The following is a 20,160-nucleotide window of genomic DNA, read 5'->3' as shown; positions in this document are numbered from 1 at the left end:
AACCCCCGTTTTTCATGTCTGACCGTTCCGTATGGTCCTAAAAAAAGATACGGCGCTCAAGTTCCCTCACTTGCTGGTCATCGACGCGTCGGCCGGTTCCGGCAAGACGCACACGCTGACCCAGCGGTATGTCCAGTTCATTTTGTCGCGCGCGGTCGCGCGGCATCACAGCGACCTGGTCAATATCCTGGCCATTACCTTCACCAACAACACCGCCCGGGAGATGAAGCAGCGGATCATCGGATGGCTGAAAAAGTGCGCCTTCGATACCGACAGCGTCGAAAAGCAGCAGACCCTCGACCTGATCACCATGGAGAGCGAACAGCTGGTGAAAAAGGCGGGACAGGCCCTGGAGATGATAATCGACCGTTATTCGGATTTTCATGTTCAGACGATCGACAGCTTCATGAACCGCATCCTGCGCAGCTCCGCTGACGAGCTCGGCATTCCGCCGGACCACGATATCACCGATTCCTATACCAAGCTCGTGGAGGAGACGGTCAATACCATGCTCTCCATGACCGGCATCGATATTCCGTACCGCGCGATCGATGATTTCCTCGAGCTCCTAAACCAGTTTTCCAGCACCTATATCTGGAATCCCTCCTCGTACATCAAGAAACAGTTCGAGTTATTCCTAAAACAGGAGGGCAAGGTTCTCGAAGAGATTCAGTTCCCGGACCAGGGGCAAGCAAAAAAAAGAAAATACGAAGAACTTTACGGGCTGTACGAACAGGTAAAAGGCTTCGGATATACGGAAGACGATCTTTACGTGGACGCGGTGCGCTCGTTTGAGCACAAAGACCATGTCCGGTTCGATCTGAACAGGTTTTTCAAGGGTTATCGCGCTGAGAACGCGTGGATCAAGTACGGGGCCAAGCGGATGTTATCCTCGCGCGAAGGGCAGGAACTTGCCAGCCGGATCCGGACCGCGGTCAGCGAAATAACCGATATCATTTCGCTTGAGCAGTATGCGTCCTACGGCAGCCTGTATCGCCATTTTAAAACTTTGCTGGAAAAAGTTAAGCGCCGGAAAGCACTGCTTCACTTTGACGATATCAACAAAAAGCTTGTCCGATATATCGACCAGGGTATTATCCCTGACATCTACTGCCGGCTCGGCGACCGGCTCTACCACTTCCTGCTTGATGAATTCCAGGATACCGACCGGGTCCAGTGGCAGAACGCGATGCTGCTGCTGGATGAGGCTTTTGCCAAGGGCGGAACGCTGTTCGCGGTCGGTGACCTGAAGCAGGCGATCTACCAGTTCCGCAAGGCTGACTACCGCATCATGCGCCACGTGATCCGCTGTATCACGGGCGCTGAGCACGAGCAGTGCCTTTCACCGAGCCTGACCGGCAGCATGGAGCTTAAGTCGCTGGATGAAAATCACCGCAGCGACGGTGTTATCCTTGACTACGTGGATCTATTATTCAAGGACCGGCTGAAGAAACAAGTGGGCACCGAACTGTTGCCCGAAGACCGGACCGGACTGACCGGATACCGGCAGCGCGTTGAACCGGCAAAGGCCGGTCTTGGTTATGTCCGGACCGTGGTAATCAAGGAGACCGAGGAAAGAGAGGAGAAACAGGTCCTGCTCGACATCGTGAAAGACGCCGGTCAGCGTCATGCTCTGAAAGATATCGCGGTCCTGACCTACGCCAACTGGGGCGTGGAAGAGATCGTCGCCTGGCTCACCGAAGCCAGGATCAATGCGGCCTCGTACAGCTCCCTGAGCATCAAGAAACGTAAGATCGTCATGGAGATCATCGGCTTACTGCAGTTCCTCGATTCGCCGGTCGATAACCTGAAATTCGCCGAATTCATAACCGGCGATATCTTCAGCCGCGCCGTCCAGGGCAGCCACGGCAAGACGGCCACGGACCGGATCCGTGACATGCTCGTCGAAAAAACTTTAAGCGGAGACGACACCTATTTCTATACCTGGCTCCGCGAACATGATGATTTTAGGGGATTGTGGGATCTTTATTTTGAGCGGCTCTACAAGATCGTCGGTTACTATCCTTTATACGATCTCGTTATCGAGGTCTACCGGACGTTCCGGGTGCTGGAGAATTTTCCCGATGAGACCGGATTTCTGGTGCGGTTCCTCGAGGCGATCGTGACCCTCGAAGGCCAGGGCATGAACGACATCAAGCAGTTCGCCGAGCTCGTGGCCGAAGAGGGTCAGGAAAATATATTGAATATCATGCTGCCTGACTACCTGGACGCGGTCAAGGTCATGACCTTTCATAAGGCAAAGGGACTGGGGTTCCCGGTGGTGGTCAATCTGTTCAGTGACAAAGGCGGCTTCAGCGACTGCATGTACTTTGACCGCGAAGGTGAAAACCTGCTGGTCAGGTATATCAATAAAAAGATGCAGGAACACAGCCCGCGTCTCACGAAAGTCTATTACGAATCGACACTGGACGAACGCATCCAGGAATTGAACGTGCAGTATGTCGCGCTCACGCGGGCAAAGAACGAACTGTACAACATTGTGGTCAGGGCGATCGAGGACGTATCTGTTGATGAGCCCGGCGGCAGCGCCGCGTCCGAAGTCAAAAAAGAGAAAGAAAAGGGAAAGAGAAAAACAAAGGCAAAAGCGAAAGTTGAGGAACTGGGCCCGCTCGACCTGTTCGAGACCTGTGAATACGGCAAGAAGGCTGCCGCTGCCGGCCCCAAAGCAGCATTGCCGCCGGCGCAGCCCGTAAGCGTGATCTTGCCGAAAAGAGGTGGTTTTGAATTCACGCAGTATCAGGAAAAAGGCTGGACCGTGGGCCGCAGGCAGGACACGGGCAAAGGCGATCTGATCCATGCGGTCCTGGCTGAGATCGAATACTTTGATGAAAGGACAGAAAAGTCATTGCCGGATCTGGTCAAGGATGTCCTTTGCCGCGGTCCGGAAAAATACGACCAATCCGAGTTCTCAAATGCGATCCGCATCTTCTTGAACATGCCCGGCGTGAAGCCGTGGTTTGAGAACGCAGAGGGACGCGCAGTACAGCGCGAGGCCGAGTTCGTCGGTCCCGATGGATCGTTATGCCGGATGGACAGGGTCGTCATTGACAGGGATAGCGTGACCTTGATCGATTTCAAAACGGGTGATAGAGGCGAAAAACTGGGCTATTACGAAAAACAGCTCAGGGATTACGGTTCTTTGCTCAAAGCCGTTCATGCCGGCAAAAGTATCCGCTTGCTTTTAGCGTTCGTTGATACCGGCAGGGTAGAGGAAGTGGCGTGAACCAGCACTATCGTCTTTCCCCGGCGGTCGACATGGTCGAATTCATCGGCCAGGCATTGCTGGCAAACCCGCCTTTTGAGCGGACACTGATCGTGTTCCCGGGGAAGCGACCCGGTCATTTCCTGTACAAGTACCTCGCTGATCAGCTCAAGACCGCTTTTAAACCACCCGGGGTCATGTCGGCGGATGAATTTATTGATCACCTGCTGGACGAATGCCGCATTGCCCGGCGCATGGTGGAGGCGATCGACTGCGTGGCATTACTGCATCGTTTGAACCAGAACGAACCGAGCCGGGTCATCGGGCAGTCCCAATCCGCCATGGTGCTGGATGAATTCCTACCCTGGGGCTTCAAACTTTTTTCGGATTTCGAGGAACTGATGATCAACGAGGTCCCGGCTGATAGTTTGAAAACAGTGGAGACGCTTGTCTCCGAAGGGCTGCCGGCAGGGATCAGGGCCAGACTGATCGCCCTGTCCGGACTGTACGAGGCTTTGTACGAACAGCTGGAAAAGCACGGGCTAATGACCCGTTCGCTTAAATACCGGCTGGCAGCACGGCACATGGAGAACGTCAAACTATCAGGATATGACCGTATCATACTCGCCGGTTTTTTCGCACTCACTTTAGCGGAAAAGAAGATCTATATACATCTCGCCCGAGATCCGCGTGCGAGCTTCATATTCCAGGAAGGACCGGGCATAGACGCGATCATCAAGGATCTTGGTATTACACCGATGGAAACCGGTGGACCTGCGGCTGAGCCGCGGATCGAATTTCACAAAGCCATGGACAGTCATGCCGAGGTCTTTGGTTTGAACCAGCTGGTGAGCGCTCAAGAAAAACTGGGCGAACGCGACGTGGTCGTACTGCCCCGGTCTGAGACCCTGTTCCCGGTGATCAACTGCACGCTCGGGTTCGTTGAAGAACACAATATTTCCATGGGTTATCCGGTTTTCCGGACGCCCATGAACAGCCTGATCACGGCCCTGGGCAGGCTTCTTTCAAACCAGCAGGAACGCGGCAGGGACGCTGGCGCGGAGCCGGAGTACGAATCAGCGGATTACCTGCGTTTGGTTCTTCATCCGTACATCAAGAACCTGAGCTTTGAAGGCGCCAGCTATCCCACCCGGATCATGTTTCACGCGATCGAGGAAATTCTCGTCGGCAAGAACCAGCGGTTCATCTCGCTTGTGGCCATCGAGCAGGATCAGGAGATCATCAACCGGTGCGCCGCGCGGCTGAAAGATCACGGGAATGGACCGGTCGCGCGGGGAAAGATAAAAGATCACCTTAAAAAGATCCATGACACGCTGATCCGGTCTTTCACCGGGGTTGCGAGCATCGCCGGCTGCACTGAAAAAATCCTGGATGTCATCTCGCTCGTATCCCTCCAGAGCCCGGCGAACGAACACGATTACACCGCGCCGTTCATAAAGACCGTGATCGACGGATTGTACGATCTGGCCGTCTCGGACCTGGGAAAAGAAAAACTGGCATCGCTTGATCAGTATTTCCACCTGATCCAGGGATACCTGGCATTGATCAGCCATCCTTTCAAGGGAACGCCCGTGCGCGGCCTGCAGGTCCTGGGGTTTCTGGAGACGCGGAATATCAAGTTCGACAAGGTATTCCTGCTGGACGCGAACGAAGGCGTCATTCCGAATACAGCAAAAGAAGACACGACCCTGCCTTACGCCGTGCGCAAAGCCCTGGGGTTGATGACGCACGAGGAACGCGAAAAAATATTTCGCTATTATTTCGACACGCTGATAAAATCCTGCCGGACCGCTGATATTTTCTATGTCGAGGCCGCCGATCTGGAAAAAAGCCGCTTTGTGGAACGGCTGATCTGGGACATTCAGAAACCGTCAAAAAGCCTTGAATACCCGGCTTCCGAGATATTCTTTCCGGTGGACTTTACCCAGCCCGAGGTGATGCCCGCAGCAAAAAGCGCGCGGATCGCCGCGTATTTGGCGAGCGAGAAATCCCGTATCTTTTCGGCTTCCGGCCTGAATGATTATCTCAAATGTCAATTGCAATATTACTACAAAAAGATCCTGGGCATCAAGGAAAGAGAAGAAATCAGCGATGAGCCAGATCCGATGGGCATTGGCAACATCGTGCACGATATCCTGCTGAGGTTCTTTGTTCCATGGATCGGCGAGCCGCTCGATCTCTCCGCGGCTGATTCGAAGGCGATGGACCAGGCTGTGGATGCCGTTTTCAAGGAACGCTACCGGGATATCGACCGGGGTCCTATTTACCTCATCAGATCGCAGGTCAGGCGCCGGTTGCGGAACGTGGTCGATTTTCACAGAAATATGACCGGCATCAAGATCCTCGAGTGCGAGAATATCACTGAATCGGGATCGATACCGGATAAGTTCAGACTGAAATACGCGCTGCTTGAGATCTCCGGCGGCCGCAGCGTGACCATCTGCGGCCGGCTCGACCGGGTCGACGAACGCCAGGGTTCGATCCGGATCGTGGACTATAAGACAGGTACCAAAAGCGATATGCCGAGTTCCGACAAGTTCGATCTTACGCTGCGCGACGAATGGTCCGCGACTCTCAAGTCAGTGCAGCTGCCTTTATACATCCATCTTTACCTGGAAGAAATGGACCGGGATAGCAAAAAGTTAGTGCGACCGGGTACGAAGGTTCAGTTAAGCGGTATCAATCCGGGGTTGATGATGATCGGTCTGAAAGAAGGTATCAAGGAGCAGTGGCTTTTCAAAGAGAAAATGACCGAAAAAGACCGCGGTCAAGTTTACGGGGATTACAAAAAGGCGGTCATCCAGCTCATTGAAGAGATCCTGGACCCGGAGCATCCGTTCATGCCGCCGCCGGACGATAAACCGTGCGTAAATTGCGCTTATAAGACGTTCTGCGGACGTCAGTACGTCGTGAAAACCTGGTAAATTTCGAGTATTTACCGGCATATCATACCGGTTTGTCTAACCGGACCGACTGATTAACGCACCTTGATGATTTTCCGGATAATTTTTTTGCCGGTACGGTCGGCGATGAAATAAATACCCGGCTTTGCCGATCCCGTCATTAATTTCCGTCCTGAAATATCGAATACCAAACAGCCCGAATCAATAAATGCGTTCAAGGAACCGCACCGGATCGTGGGACCGGGTGGCTCAGCGTTATTCGCGCGGCGGGAATTTTCCTCATGGATCATTAGCAGCTCTTGATCCGCGTTGCCATAGATATCTGATGTGGTGCCGGTTTGACCCCAGGTGATCAGGTAATTGCTGTCTGAAGACGCGATCGCCGGGAACCACCGCTGTCCGGCAGTATTGGCGGAGACCTGAAAATTGCCGTTAATCATGGTCCCGGCAGCTGAAATCGCCTGTGCCCAGACATATTGCGATGACGGGCTGTTTGCGCCCTTTGTCCAGACGACCACGTACTGGTTCCCGTCGAAGATGACATCGGGCCACCGGTTACAGTCGCTGTCCGTTGTCACGGTGATCTCCGATCCCAGGGGCACGCCGGACCAGGATATCATTCGTGCCTTGATGTCAAGAGCCGGATACGTGCCCGTGAACCAGGCCACGAGATAATTCGTGCCGTCGCAGGCGAGAGCCGGGCCTGATCCGTTTTGGGCAATATTGAATACGGTATCTTCTGGCAATCCCGCGCTGTTCACAAACCGGCCCTGGATATAGTAACTGGATTTGGGCCAGACCGCGAGGCACCGGCTTCCGTCATACGCGATCCTGGGCTGGTATTCATAACTTCCCGCCCCGGTTGAGATGCATGTGCCGGTATCCAGCACTGCGCCAGTCGGCGAGACCCTGCCTGCGGTCACGTAATACTCTCCGTATTTCTCGTCACTCCAAACAACCACATAATTTTCACCGTTGAACACCAGATCAGGATAGCTCTGGATGATATCTTCCTGCGCCGGGTTGCAGATCTCGAATAAATCCAGTATGGCCATGGCCGGCGTGACCCGCACGCCGATGACGTCGCCCTTGGTTCAGCAGTGGTTGCGGGTCACGACCAGGAAGTTCGTGCCATCGAACGCCACATTGCAGCCATAACCCGCGCTGTCGTTGTACACCTGGATGCCGGAAGGATCAAGGACCGTGCCGTCGCGCGCGACGCGGGCGCCGTATATGGCCATGTTCGGTGAGGTGCGCTGGTCGATCCAGAACACGTAAAACCGGTTGCTGTAATAACAACCGGTCGGGTAACCGCTGAAGCCGGCGGCCGGGCCGATCGGAAAATCGGCCTGCACCAGGAAAACCGAAAGAACGACGGTCATGAACATGCGACCTCCTAATGTTTATCCGCTTAGGCGGACACTTTCAGGCCACCCCTTACTCGTGGCTGACGACCAGCGACCGGCTGTTTACGAGGATCCCGGCGCGCAGGCTCAGGATATATGTCCCGGCAGCGACGCGGCGGTTATGCTCATCAGTTCCAGACCAGGCTGCGGTATGGAACCCTGCCGGTAGATAACCGTCAACAAGGCTTTTAACCAGCCTTCCCTGAATATCGTATATTGAAAATACGACGGACCCGGTACTCGCCGTTTGGAAGCTTATCCTGGTACCGGATACCGTGGGATTCGGGGATGCGCTCAGGATCGCGTGCCGACGGTTGCTGGTTTCTTCGATCACGGACGGGCTCATGGGCCAGCGGTAAATACCGTCGTCCCGGGTGCTTGCGAAAACATAGGCGCCGGGATACGCGCCCAGGGTATTGATGCGGATATCGCGCAGGCCGGTATTCATTTCGCTCCAGCTGTCGCCGCCGTTCGTGCTTTTAAACACTCCGTAATCCGTGCCGGCGTAGACGATATTGGCGTCATCGCGGTCGATCATAACCGCGCGCGCGGCCGGGCAGCTTTTGTTGACCCAGGTCGCGCCGGCATTGGTCGATTTGAATATGCCGGCGGCGTTCGCGGCGTATAATATATTGGGGTTGGAACCGTGCATGGTGATCTCATGTATCGTATCGCCGGTCAAACCGGTCGAAGAAGAAAACCATGTCCCGCCGCTGCTGGTGGTTTTGTACACGGCCGCCGCGGTGCCCTCACAGCCCGCAGCGTAGACGACATTCGAATTTCCCGGACAGACGGCAACGGAATATGTATAGCCGTATCCGGCGGTAAGGTTGGATCTCTGCCAGCTGGCGCCCAGATCAGTGGTCCTGGAAACCGACATGACGTAGGCCGTGGCGTTGTTATATGTGCCGCCGCTCCAGAAAATCGAATTATTGTTGGGATCAGCCGTTATCTCCCCGCCATCTTCATAATAACTGTCCACCGAATCCCAGACGGACCCGCCGTCTGTGCTCTTGTAGAGCTGGGCCTTGCCTCAGCCCGAGCCTTCCAGCCCCATGACCAGGTCAGGGTTTGTATTATGAATGGCAAACTGGCACACGAGTCCGCATTCCAGGGGCGTGGGCAATAATGACCAGCTCGCGCCGCTGTTCGTCGTTTTGTGCACGCCGACGCCTTCGAATTCGGTATACATGATCCAGGGCACGGACGGAGCATTAGCGAAATTCGTGATATGGGCAAGGGTCATGCCATGGGTGCTGTTGATCCACGCCGATCCGCTGTTGGTTGATTTATATACGCCGCGGTTGTCGCCCGTATATAAAACCGTGCCCAGGGCCTGGCTGACCGCAAGTGCGCGGCCGACTTTATAAACACCGGCATAACCGGTACCCGGCACGAACCATGATAATCCGGAATTGGTGCTTTTATATATGAGCGTGTCTTTGCCGGCATAAACAGTATTGGGTGAAGCCGGGGAAGCACCCAGGCATGAAAAAAATGCGCTGGTGAAAACTAAAGTCCAATTTGTTCCGCCGTCGGTGGTACGGTAAATGCCTTCATAAAAGTTGGTCGCGTAAATGACGCTGGGGTTTGTCGGGTGTACCTTCAATCCATTGACCGCGTACCCGCTTGGTGACAGTCCAGTGGAGACATCGGTGAACGTTGAGCCGCCGTTCGTGGATTTGTATACTTTTGATTGATTGGGTGTACCCTGGATATATCCTCCGAGGTATATGGTATTGGGGTTGGTGGGATCTGAGGCCAGCGACTGAACAGCGCCGTTATTAACCGTGTGCAAAGGCATTGCCGTCCAGTTGACACCAGCATCGGTGCTTTTGAAAAAAGCCATCACGGTATAGGCGCTGTACGGCATTTTACCCGCGGCATACACGATGGACGGTATTGTCGGGTGCACTGCCAGGCCGTATATATCGGAACCGCCGACCGCGTACGCGGTCCAGGTGCTGCCCCCGTCGGTCGATTTGCAGACGCCGGTATTGGTGCCGGCAAATAGTACATTCGGGTCCAGCGGAGACACGGCAAGCGACAGGCAAGCGGTGGGGACGGCGCCTCTTTTTTCCCAGGTTTTAGCTGTATCGGAAGACCGGCAGATTGTCGCGCTTGCCGGATTTATAAGAGGGCTTGCCGCCGCATATACGATACTTTCGTTTGAAGGAGCGATGGCAATGCCGCCAACGGGCCCGCCAAACGGGCCAATCGCTTCCCAATCGGCAAAGGCGCTCAAGCAGCAGGCTAACGTAACCGCGATCGCCGCCATTAATAATGATTTTTGTTTTTGCATATCAAACCTCCTGGATGTGCGGTATTTTGTTCTATTCATTATTTAATTTATTTGGTAGTTCAGTTGGATCATATTTATTTTACCAGGATCAATTTCTTGATAATGGGTGCCTGGTTCGATGCTGATAGTTTATAAAAATAAACTCCCGCAGCGACGCGCTGGTTGTTGTCATCAAAACCGTTCCATTGTGCCGAATACGAACCGGGGGCTTGCCGGTCAGCGCGAACCAGGGTTCGCACGTGCCGGCCCTGGATATCGTAGATACCAAACGCAACCATACTTTCCCGGGTGATGATATAGTCGATCCGGACATTACTTCGCGCGGGATTGGGGTAGGGCTGCGATACCACGCACGGGTAGGCTGGATGTGTTTCTTCAGCGCCGGTATTGATCAGCCAGCAGTACATGCCCGAGCCATATGTGCCCGCGTATAGGTTGCGGTCGGAGTCGATCCCGAGGTCGGTTACGACCGGGGAACCGAGGCCTTCATTCATCTGCGTCCACGCTCCGCCGCCCGAGGCGCTGACATAAACGCCGGTCGCAGTGCCGGCGTATACCGTATCCGGAGCATTGGGATCGATCACGATCGAATTGACATTGTTCAGTCCCGTGTTCGTCCAGGTATTACCGCCGTTGGTCGACTTGAAAACGCCGTCTGCCTTGCACGCGTAGGCGATATCGGGATTGGCCGGGTGGACTGCCAGGGCGTATATCGCGCTGTCGCCGTTCAATCCCGCGAGCGTGTCCCAGGAAGCACCGCGGTCCGTGCTTTTGAAAAACCACGGGTAACCGCTGTACGACGAACCGCCGGCATAGACGACATCAGAATTGGATGACGCGACCGCGATCGCCAGGCAGTTGCCAAGCATGGAAAGCAGGTATCGGTTCCAGACCACGCCGCTGTTCAGCGTTCGCGCGACGGCGAATGCAAACTGGAACGATCCGCCGCTCCACAGGATATTGTCGTTGTTGGGATCGGCGATGATGGTGCTGCCGTCGGAAAAAGGGCTGGCTATTTGATCCCAGACGGACCCGCCGTCTGTGCTCTTGAAGAGCTCGGCATTGCCTCAGCCCGCACCTTCCAGCGCGTAGACCGTATCCGGGTCCGCGTTGTGGACGGCGAACCCGCAGATCATGCCGCAGCTTAAAAAATCGGGCAGCATGGTCCAGGATGCGCCCTGATCCGAGGTCTTGAACTCGCCCACATCGTTCACCTCCATGTAGATGGTCGACGGGGATTGTCGGGAGACGGCAAAATTATGCGCCACGGTGACATTCATGCCGTTATTTGATCCCAGCCATGACAAGCCGCAGTCCGTCGTTTTAAAAAACCCGGTATTATTCCCCGCGCAGATATCGACTGACTCAGTCTGGCTGATCGCCACGTTGCGGATCTCCGAGCCGTAAAGATAAGGACCCGAACCAGACCAGGACAATCCTGCGTCCGTGCTTATATAAACCGTCGTGTCCGCACCGGCGGTGACCAGGTTGGGTTCATCGGGAGAGGTAGCGAGGCTGTAGGCATGCCGGTAAGCGCTGACGTTAATCCAGGTGTTGCCGCTGTCGGTTGACCGGTATATACCCGTATCCGTGGTAAAATATACGATACCGGGATTTGTGGGGTGGATCGCGATGGCGCATGCCGTGCTGCAGGGAGTGAACCCGCTTGAGACGTCATTGAAGCTCGTGCCGCCGTCGGTTGACCAAAAGACCAGAGGGCTTTTAAGCGAATCCATGACTGAACCGCCGACATATAATATCTGGGGATTTGCCGGGTCAATGGCGATACAGTAGCCGCAAGTTTTTTTGTTCGTGACCAGCTGCCTGCTGATCCAGGTAACGCCGCCGTCGGTACTGCTGAAACACGCCAGGTAATAATAAATGCCGATCTTGACGGCACCAGCGGCCCGTACGACCAAAGGCTGTGACGGGTGGATCACCAGGTCATAAATGTTATACCCGGAAACCGGATGGCTGTTCCACGCTACGCCGCCATTAGTCGACTTGTACACGCGGGACGAACAGCCGGCATAAATGATATCCGCGTTTGATGGATCAATCACCAGGCAATAGATAAGATCCGGCACCATGCCGACGTTTGTCCAGGAATCGCCGGTATCAGTGGATTTCACAACATGCGATGGATTAGTAAAGGAAGCCGCATAGATGACCGACTCATTGGACAGCGCCCTCGCCATTGCCCGCAGATTGCCGCCGGCCGGACCAATCGTTTCCCATGATGCTCGGGCTGGCGAAAGTGCCGTCAGAACCGTGAAAAGTGAAGAAAAGATCAGTTTGTTAACGATGTGGTTAGACATGATAATATATTATAAGCGGGCGGATGTGTCATTCCCTTGAAAAAAACCGGGATATCTCTTGATTTTTCGGAAGATTTCGATGGTTTACGGCGCGTATTGACAATTTGTTCATTTTTATCTATAATGTTATAATGCCATTAAACAGAGAGACTGGCTTACTGCTGGGAAAAAGGGTAAAGGCCGTCAGAGAGTACCTCAGGATCGGCACGCCCCTGCGGAAGATCGCCCTGCACCTGGGCGTTTCGCACGCGACTCTCTGGCACTGGGTCAAGCGCTATGAAAAACACGGCGCCCGGGGATTGCAGCCGGGATCAGCAGTCATCCGGAATCGGCGCGTCGGAAAAGATGTCGAGATACGGATAATGCGCTTGAAAGAGCGCTGGCCGGGTTTGAGCATAAGAAAAGCGCGGACGATGATGCTGGACCAGGCGGGGTGCGTCCTATCAACCTTCGTGATCTGGCGGGTCTGGCACGATTACGGGTTCATCCGTAAAAAAAATAATGATCCGCTGGAGCTGTTCATTCAATCTACGCCAGCCCTGGATCAGATATTGGATACTGCCCGGCAACACGCTGAAAAAAAAGACAACCAGAGGGCGGCAATGATCTTGAATGGTTTACCACGCGTCCCCAGAACGGAGATCCTGAACCAGATTCCGGAGAGGTTTTTGTCGCCGCGCCGGAAGCTGGACCTCTTATGTCTGGAACGCAGGTCTGGATCATACGAAAATTTCGCCGAAAGAGCCCGGCAGACGGGCAAGATCCTGGAAAAGCACAAGTTGTTTTATTCCTCCATTATTGCCAATTTTCTCGAACTTGATGCACTGGATATCATTGGCCGGCCCGAACAAAAGGCAGAGGTTCTGGACCGGATGGCGGCGAAGATGCAGGGCGTAAAAAGCTATTCGCTCCGATTCCTTTTCGCTTTTGAACAGGCATACACAGCCGTATACCTGCTGCAGATCAACCGGGCCATGCGGTTCTTGGAAACATGCCGGCGGCTCGTGTACTGCCTGCCCTATCCTCATTATCAGGAGCTGTTCGGCGCATTATTGGTGCTGGTCGGGAAATTCAGGAATGCCGGACATTTCTACAGGAAGGCGCTGAAAAAATCGGCCCAGCCTGACCGGACAGCGGGTCTGATCCTTCAGATCGCCCGCTATACTCATTGTTATGCTGGAGAATATGCCGCCTGCCGCAGCATGATGGCGGCGGTGAGGAAGGCTTGGGATCAGAAGGCGCCGCCGTCGCTCGGATCGGCTTATGACCTTACAAATGCATATCTAAGCTATGGCCAGGGGTATCTGGCAGAAGCCACGGATTCATTTGTAAAATCGCTGGAAACCGCGCACCAGGGAAAACACGTCAACCGGATCTATGCCGCGTCGGTGGGCCTGGCCGGAGTTGCCATGGCGCTGAACAACAAAACTGAAGCAATGATATATCTGCGGAAATACCTTCCGCTTATGAGAAAAAACCATTTGCTGCGCGAAGAACTGTTGCTGAAATGTTTTTTAAACCGCGATGCCGTCATTGCAGCAGAACTGAAGCAGACACCGCCATTTTGCCTTTTGGACATGCTCAAGCTTGCGGACCAGTCGGGAAAGACCGGCGATTATCGCAAGAGCGTCATGTTCGCGTCAAGGCACGGGCTTGAAGGTTTGTTCCACCGCTGGATCGTTTTTTATCCCGCATCGGTCGTTCACCTGATGGACCGGGGTAAGAAAACAGGGTTGCCCAGGGCGATCCTGAACTTTCCCGTGTTCAACCAGAATATTCCGGTGTATAACATAAAGTTGCTGGGCCGCATAGCGCTGGCCAGAAACCAAACGCATCTGAAAGCCCGCTTTAGTCCCCAGGAAAAAGCTTTTTTGATCCACCTTGCATTACGGGCCGATGCGCCGGGAAAGTCGATAATTATCGACGAGCTGTGCAGGAACTTCTGGCCTAAAAGCCCGGGTTCGGCCGCGTTGTTGTCGCACCTGCTGGTGCGGCTAAAGAAAAAACTGCGTCTGGCCAGCCATCTGCTGGTCGTGTCATCGGCTAAAGGCAGCGGCGAATCGCGGCTCATCAATAACGGGATTTATTTTACGACCGATTATAACGAATTTAAGGCATTGCTGACTCAGGCAAAGACCTTGGACCTGTCCGGCGAATGGCAGTTTGCCCGGCGCGAATATCTGCGCGCTTTCGCGTTGCTCCGCAGTGAACCGTTCAAAAAAATGTATGACAACTGGTCCGAGACCATGCGGGGGATCATTTTGAACACGGCCGAAGACCGGATATTGGATTTTGCTCGTGAATGCGCGGAACAAGGCCGCAGGGCAGAGGCGACCAGGATCCTGGTGAGGATCACATCGATCGTTCCCGGTTCAGCGGCGTTGCGGGATGCGCTTTTAAAATTGAACGGCTGATCCGACGGGGAAATGCGTGAATATTGACTTTTCCGCCCCGCCCTGCATTCCATATCAGCCCTACTTGCGTGCACTCTTTTGGACAGTCCGGTTTTTGTTTCTGTTTCTGAATTATCTTATCATGACGATTTGTTTTGTAAGTGTAAACTCAGATGTCTCAAGTCGACAGAAATACGCTCCGTTAGGGACTTTTCTATCCAAGTTGTCCGTACCGTCCCAGGTAATGAGCGTGGGGTGTGGAGCGTAGAAAGTAAGGCAAGAAAAATCTTTAACTAAACGACCCGTAATATCATATATTTTAAGCGATGGCTTTTGATCCATGTCTGATATCTGGAACCTGATAACCGTTGTCTGTCTGAAAGGATTTGGATAGAGTTGCAGAAATGAAGCAACGCTATTGCCCTTGTTTTCTGCCACAGCATTGCCGGTATTGAACAGTATCGTGATGCTGTTTGAACTGTAATTTGCGCACGCGATGTCCAGATCACCATCAAGGTCAAAATCGGCGGACTGAATGCCCCAGGGATAACTTCCAACTTGATACGCTGTTGGACCAGCAAAGGTGCCATCGCCATTATTGAGTACCACGGCAACCGAATCTGCACTGCCAATACTGACTGCCAGGTCAATATCACCATCGCCATCGAAGTCGCCTCCCGCGATCTCCCTCGCGATGGAACCGGTGGGATAGTCCGCCGGGCTGGAAAACGTGCCGTTACCGTTGTTTAAAATCACCGTGATATTATTGCCGCCATAATTGGCGGTTGCGATGTCGGCATAGCCGTCACCGTTAAGGTCATTTCCGTAAACCGAATTCGGGCTATTCCCGACCGGAAAGTTTACCAGGTCCGGGAAATTTCCATCACCATCATTTGATAATATCGAGATGTTATTATTCCCGGTATTTACAACGGCGATATCCACGGCGCCGTCATTATCAACATCTTTCGCAATCACGCCATGCGCCCAGGTTCCGGCCGTGTAAATATCGGGTCCGGAAAAAGTTCCATTGCCATTGTTTGACATGATATAAACATTATCTGCAGAACCCCAGTAACTTGATAAAACCAGATCCACATCGCCGTCACAATCAAAATCCGCTCCGGAGATGGAATTGCCCATAACCGAAAGAGCGTATGTCGCTGTCAGCGCAAATACGCCATTGCCGTTATTTTTGAGAATATCCAAATTAGCGGATCCCGGTCGGTTGTTTATAACGGCAAGGTCTAGGTCACCGTCCCAATCCAGGTCAGCGCCGTATAACGCTATCGGCTCAAGCGAACATGTATAACTTGCCGGGCTCGAAAACGTGCCATCGCCGTTATTGAAGAATACGTAAATATCGCCGTTATTTGCAGTAACTGCCAGGTCGATGTCTGCGTCAGCATCGAAATCGCCGGCATATAATCCGCGCGGTTCAATCCCGGTTGAATAATCATGACGATTGCTGAAAGTTCCATCGGACGCAGTGGTGATCGCAGCGGAAAAATCCCAGGAAAACCCTTTCAAATAAACACCGTTAGATGCCTGGATTTCTTTTGTCAAAATGGCAGTTACTACTTCTCCATCAATAAAATCGATAAATGGATCGAGTGTCGCAGTTGATGTTGCGCTGTCATAATCAATTACGCCTTGATGAGGTCCGGTTTGCACGCCAAACAGGATGACAGTGGAAGCGTTGATCGTCGGAGCGTTTAAATCCATATTGAAAGTACCGGAAACATTGGTGGATTTTGGCACCTGGAGCTGGTATTGAGAGGGATCGGTCAGGACAACCAGGAGCGCATTCTCGTTTAAAAGTATAGTAAGGTCGGCGGTATTATAATTGGCTGTGCAGAGGTCAATATCGCCATCGCCGTCAAAGTCACCGCCCGCTATTGAATAGGGGTTATCCCCGCAAGGATAGTTGTTCGCCCCGCCAAATGAGCCGTCGCTGTTGCCAGGAAGCACAGAAATGTTATCTGAATTTCCATTTGATACTGTCAGGTCAAGATAACCATCACCATCAAAATCGGATGTGCATATTGCGTAAGGGACACTACCAGCAGGATAGTTGGTTGGCGGACCAAACGTGCCATCGCCATTGCCCGAAAGGACAGAGGCATTATTGGAACCGCTATTTCCTACTGCCAGATCAAGGTCGCCATCACCATTAAAGTCGCCGGCACACAGCGAATGGGGAGAGGTGCCAACGGAATAGTTCGCAGCGATACCAAAAGTGCCGTCGCCATTACCCAGGAGAACGGAGACATTATTGGAACCGCCATTCGCGATTGACAGATCAAGGATACCATCGTTATCAAAATCACCTGCCCAGATCGAGTATGGCGAGGCGCCAACCGGATAGTTTGTGGCTGAACCAAAAGTGCCGTCGCCATCGCCTGGTAGTATCGAGATGTTATTCGAACTTGCGTTCGCCACGGCAAGGTCAAGATCGCCGTCTGAGTTGAAATCACCACTGCAGATTGCGTTTGGAACCGCACCCGCAGAATAGTTGTTTGCGATACCAAAAGTGCCATCGCCATTACCCATGAGGATGGAGACATTATTGGAACCGCCATTTGCCGCTGCCAGATCAAGGTCGCCATCACTATCAAAGTCGCCGGCATACAGCGCACGGGGAGAGGTACCAACAGAATAGTTTGTGGCTGAACCAAAAGTGCCGTCGCCGTCGCCTGGTAGTATCGAGATGTTATTAGAATTTTCATTAGCCGCGCCCAGGTCAAGGTTGCCGTCAAGGTTGAAATCGCCAGCGATCACTGAATTAGGATTGCTGGCCGCGCCGTAGTTAATCGGCGTTGCATAGACAGCCGAGCCGCCCGCTGCTTTTGCGTTAAACTGCCAGACATAACCGGCAAGTGAATCGCCATAAATAGACTGGATATTCTTGGTTAGCACTGCGGATACCATTTCGCCGCATCTAAAATCATCAGTAGGATTAATAGATACCATCTTCGCTGAACTGTCATAGGTTACAATCCCGTTATATGACCCAGCCAGGGAGCCGTTAAGTTTGAAGGTAAGAGGAGTAAGCGTGGATGCATCCATATCCACGGTAAAAACTGCGGAAACATCGGCAGTGTACTGGATATTCAGTTCATTTTGAGACGGTATCGTAAGACTAACTTGAGGAATAGTGACCGCGGCTCCCGGCCCGCCATAAGCCCCCATATCATTCCTTGTGCCATCGGGATCATGATACACCGGTGCCGGGTTACCGGCATCGATACAGGGTGAACCTGCCTGGAGATGATAATCACCATTTGACTCGTCCACATAGAAAGGGTCGGCGGATATATCGCCAGGACCCGGAGAACAATTGTAATAGTTCTGGCCATTACCCCAAACATCGTTGTATGAAAAATCAGTGGGAACGCTATTATTGATACAGCCTATCCCTCTGCTGGAGTTTCCGGTTACGATGTTATTCATTATTACCGGACCGTATCCGCCACTATCATATATGCCGTTTGAGTTATTCGCAACGGTATTGTTGATTATATCTGGTTTTGAAGATATGTCTATTCCAGTGTAGGTGTTATCCACGACTACATTGTTGTGAATAAATGGCGCCGCGCCGTTCCAAGTAGCAATACCGGTACTATTACCTTCAACTCTATTATTACAAATTTCCGGCGAGGCACCGCTATTACAAAAAATTCCTCCACCGCCGGGCATGCCGCCGTAAATAGCGCCCCGGACAGTGAATCCTTGGAATTTTGTATTGCTGGTGATGGCGTTACCAACCGCTGTTACCACATCACCTTGGTTTCCTCCGCCATCGATTATTGACAGCCTTTCTCCTGTTCCTATTACCGCTACATCCGCTTTCAACGATATCTCTTCGTAGTATATCCCCGGAGCCACCATTACAATGTCACCAGGATTTGCCGCGTTTATTCCCTGTTGTATAGTTGGATAATCTCCCGGAACATGTATTATTATCGCAAAAACCTGTCCTACAAAAAGGAAGATTGTCAATATGAACGTGACCATAAATCTATTCATCTGTGCCTCCATTCGCTGCTTTATTATACGAGATTTTCAACTGAAGTCAATCTTTTTGCCGCGTACCTTTCATAGCAGTTTATATGTTTTCGCCAACATGTGGTGTATTTTGATATGTTCTGTTTCAGCGTCCATTGGACAATATGCATTTAGTCGTCGGGAGACTTGAGTGGTTGTTTCCGACCATAAACCTGGGTATAACTGTTATCTTTCAGCGTAAATTGGATATTATAACTACTGGGCGTCGGATTTTCATTCGCAATAATCGACCGATGGAAAAGGGCATTACGGTCTTGCGAGCATGCAAGAAAGAGCCAAATTGATCGGCGGTATCCTTGGTATTATCAGTAAACCTGATTCCGATACCGTCGTTACCGCGGAAATACGTTCCAAGTAGTTAAACCCGGTTCAAACCATTCTATATGCGTAATAATACCTATTCGTAAATAGGTAGACTGTCATATTCCCCAATATCCAATAATAATATATAATTTAATAAAGGGGACGTATGGCTGAAAAAAAAGGAGAAAGCACAGTCCTGAAGTGATGAAATCGGTCAATAGGTAGCTCAAAGCATCACCGAACGCGAGGAGACAGAAAATGTTTTGGGAAAAAAACTATAAAAAATCCGCGGATGAAGCCGGTGAATTCGCCGAGAGCGTCATCAACACCGTGCGGGAACCTTTGATCGCGCTGGATCAAGATCTCCGGGTGGTTACGGTCAGCCGTTCCTTCTATGAAGTCTTCAAGGTAAAGCCTGAAGAGACCGTGGGACAGCTTATCTATGATCTAGGCAATAAACAGTGGGATATCCCCAGGCTGCGGGAACTGCTGGAAACCATCCTTCCGCAAAAAACGACCTTTGATAACTATGAGGTTGAACACGATTTTGCCACCATTGGCAGGCGCATCATGCTTCTGAATGCCCGGCAGATCCAAAGAGTGTTGGGAAAGGCTCGGATCATCCTCCTGGCCATTGAGGACATCACCGAGCGCAGGGAGATAGAAGCCGGACTGGAAAAGACCCGAAAAGAACTGGAGGTTATTAAAAAATCCGCAGATGAAGCCGGTGAATTCGCTGAGAGCGTCATCAACACCGTGCGGGAACCTTTGATCGCGCTGGATCAAGATCTCCGGGTGGTCACGGTCAGCCGTTCCTTCTATGAAGTCTTCAAGGTAAAGCCTGAAGAGACCGTGGGGCAGCTTATCTATGACCTGGGCAATAAACAGTGGGATATCCCCAGGCTGCGGGAGCTGCTGGAAACCATCCTTCCGCAAAAAACGACCTTTGATAACTATGAGGTTGAACACGATTTTGCCACCATTGGCAGGCGCATCATGCTTCTGAATGCCCGGCAGATCCAAAGAGTGTCGGGCAAGGAAAGAATCATCCTCCTGGCTATCGAGGACATCACCGCGCGTAAGGAGATAGAAAGTGGACTGGAAAAAGCCCATGAAGAGTTAAAGGATTTAGCCGTCAAGTTAAAGCGCGCCGCGCAAGTAAAATCCGAATTTTTGGCCAACATGTCGCATGAACTCAGAACCCCGCTTAACTCTATTAACGG

Annotated in this window: 12 protein-coding genes; 5 read left to right on the top strand and 7 right to left on the bottom strand. The window is 52.4% G+C overall.

The genetic code is table 11. From position 1 onward, the window contains the following. Nucleotides 1-31 precede the first annotated feature (31 nt). Complete coding sequence (locus tag VF399_12340) at nt 32-3,244, top strand: UvrD-helicase domain-containing protein (protein HEX7321129.1); 3,213 nt, start codon at nt 32-34, stop codon at nt 3,242-3,244. Next, nucleotides 3,241-6,168 (top strand): PD-(D/E)XK nuclease family protein, encoded by a 2,928-nt coding sequence (locus VF399_12335; protein ID HEX7321128.1) that lies wholly within the window; start codon nt 3,241-3,243, stop codon nt 6,166-6,168. Before VF399_12340 ends, VF399_12335 begins: the two co-directional genes overlap by 4 nt. 53 nt (nt 6,169-6,221) lie before the next feature. Here the strand turns inward: VF399_12335 and VF399_12330 are convergent, their stop codons facing one another. The 5 genes from VF399_12330 to VF399_12310 form a co-directional block, all read right to left on the bottom strand. Beyond that, nucleotides 6,222-7,202: a hypothetical protein gene (locus tag VF399_12330; protein ID HEX7321127.1), complete on the bottom strand. Its 981-nt coding sequence runs from the start codon at nt 7,200-7,202 to the stop codon at nt 6,222-6,224. Between the two features lie 39 nt (nt 7,203-7,241). Continuing rightward, complete coding sequence (locus tag VF399_12325) at nt 7,242-7,535, bottom strand: hypothetical protein (protein HEX7321126.1); 294 nt, start codon at nt 7,533-7,535, stop codon at nt 7,242-7,244. Between the two features lie 49 nt (nt 7,536-7,584). Continuing rightward, the gene (locus VF399_12320; protein ID HEX7321125.1) at nt 7,585-8,535 is read right to left on the bottom strand and encodes a FlgD immunoglobulin-like domain containing protein; all 951 of its coding nucleotides are present in this window, start codon (nt 8,533-8,535) and stop codon (nt 7,585-7,587) included. A gap of 51 nt (nt 8,536-8,586) precedes the next feature. Continuing rightward, on the bottom strand, nt 8,587-9,855 hold the full coding sequence (locus tag VF399_12315; protein ID HEX7321124.1) for a hypothetical protein: 1,269 nt from the start codon (nt 9,853-9,855) through the stop codon (nt 8,587-8,589). Nucleotides 9,856-9,929: 74 nt separating this feature from the next. Further along, on the bottom strand, nt 9,930-10,751 hold the full coding sequence (locus tag VF399_12310; GenBank protein HEX7321123.1) for a FlgD immunoglobulin-like domain containing protein: 822 nt from the start codon (nt 10,749-10,751) through the stop codon (nt 9,930-9,932). On the opposite strand from VF399_12310, the gene VF399_12305 reads away from it, so the two are divergent. Next, entirely contained in the window at nt 10,723-10,875 is a 153-nt protein-coding gene (locus VF399_12305; protein ID HEX7321122.1) for a hypothetical protein, read from the top strand. The two genes, VF399_12310 and VF399_12305, sit on opposite strands and share 29 nt — an antisense overlap. Nucleotides 10,876-10,922: 47 nt before the next feature. On the opposite strand, the gene VF399_12300 is transcribed toward VF399_12305, so the two are convergent. Then, on the bottom strand, nt 10,923-12,173 hold the full coding sequence (locus tag VF399_12300; protein HEX7321121.1) for a hypothetical protein: 1,251 nt from the start codon (nt 12,171-12,173) through the stop codon (nt 10,923-10,925). 131 nt (nt 12,174-12,304) lie between these two features. On the opposite strand from VF399_12300, the gene VF399_12295 reads away from it, so the two are divergent. Next, the gene (locus tag VF399_12295) at nt 12,305-14,587 is read left to right on the top strand and encodes a helix-turn-helix domain-containing protein (GenBank protein HEX7321120.1); all 2,283 of its coding nucleotides are present in this window, start codon (nt 12,305-12,307) and stop codon (nt 14,585-14,587) included. Between the two features lie 111 nt (nt 14,588-14,698). Here the strand turns inward: VF399_12295 and VF399_12290 are convergent, their stop codons facing one another. Continuing rightward, nucleotides 14,699-18,595, bottom strand: coding sequence for an FG-GAP-like repeat-containing protein (locus tag VF399_12290; GenBank protein HEX7321119.1), 3,897 nt, complete (start codon nt 18,593-18,595; stop codon nt 14,699-14,701). 600 nt (nt 18,596-19,195) lie between these two features. Between VF399_12290 and VF399_12285 the strand changes: the two genes are divergently transcribed. Further along, nucleotides 19,196-20,160: PAS domain-containing protein (locus tag VF399_12285; GenBank protein HEX7321118.1), on the top strand; the 965-nt coding region annotated here is incomplete at its 3' end.

The organism is bacterium, from assembly GCA_036382775.1.
Taxonomy (GTDB): Bacteria; Hydrothermota; Tepidihabitantia; order SM23-42; family JAOAFX01; genus DASVHD01.
Note: the sequence above shows the minus strand (reverse complement) of the source record. Positions and strands in the feature narration are given on the sequence as shown.

What these genes read in the sequence shown, in the direction of transcription:
- VF399_12340 (HEX7321129.1), top strand. Translation starts at nt 32, where the DNA reads ATGGTCCTAAAAAAAGATACGGCGCTCAAGTTCCCTCACTTGCTGGTC.
- VF399_12325 (HEX7321126.1), bottom strand. Translation starts at nt 7,535, where the DNA reads ATGTTCATGACCGTCGTTCTTTCGGTTTTCCTGGTGCAGGCCGATTTT.
- VF399_12290 (HEX7321119.1), bottom strand. Translation starts at nt 18,595, where the DNA reads ATGAATAGATTTATGGTCACGTTCATATTGACAATCTTCCTTTTTGTA.
- VF399_12315 (HEX7321124.1), bottom strand. Translation starts at nt 9,855, where the DNA reads ATGCAAAAACAAAAATCATTATTAATGGCGGCGATCGCGGTTACGTTA.
- VF399_12330 (HEX7321127.1), bottom strand. Translation starts at nt 7,202, where the DNA reads ATGGCCATACTGGATTTATTCGAGATCTGCAACCCGGCGCAGGAAGAT.
- VF399_12305 (HEX7321122.1), top strand. Translation starts at nt 10,723, where the DNA reads ATGGAAAGCAGGTATCGGTTCCAGACCACGCCGCTGTTCAGCGTTCGC.
- VF399_12300 (HEX7321121.1), bottom strand. Translation starts at nt 12,173, where the DNA reads ATGTCTAACCACATCGTTAACAAACTGATCTTTTCTTCACTTTTCACG.
- VF399_12295 (HEX7321120.1), top strand. Translation starts at nt 12,305, where the DNA reads ATGCCATTAAACAGAGAGACTGGCTTACTGCTGGGAAAAAGGGTAAAG.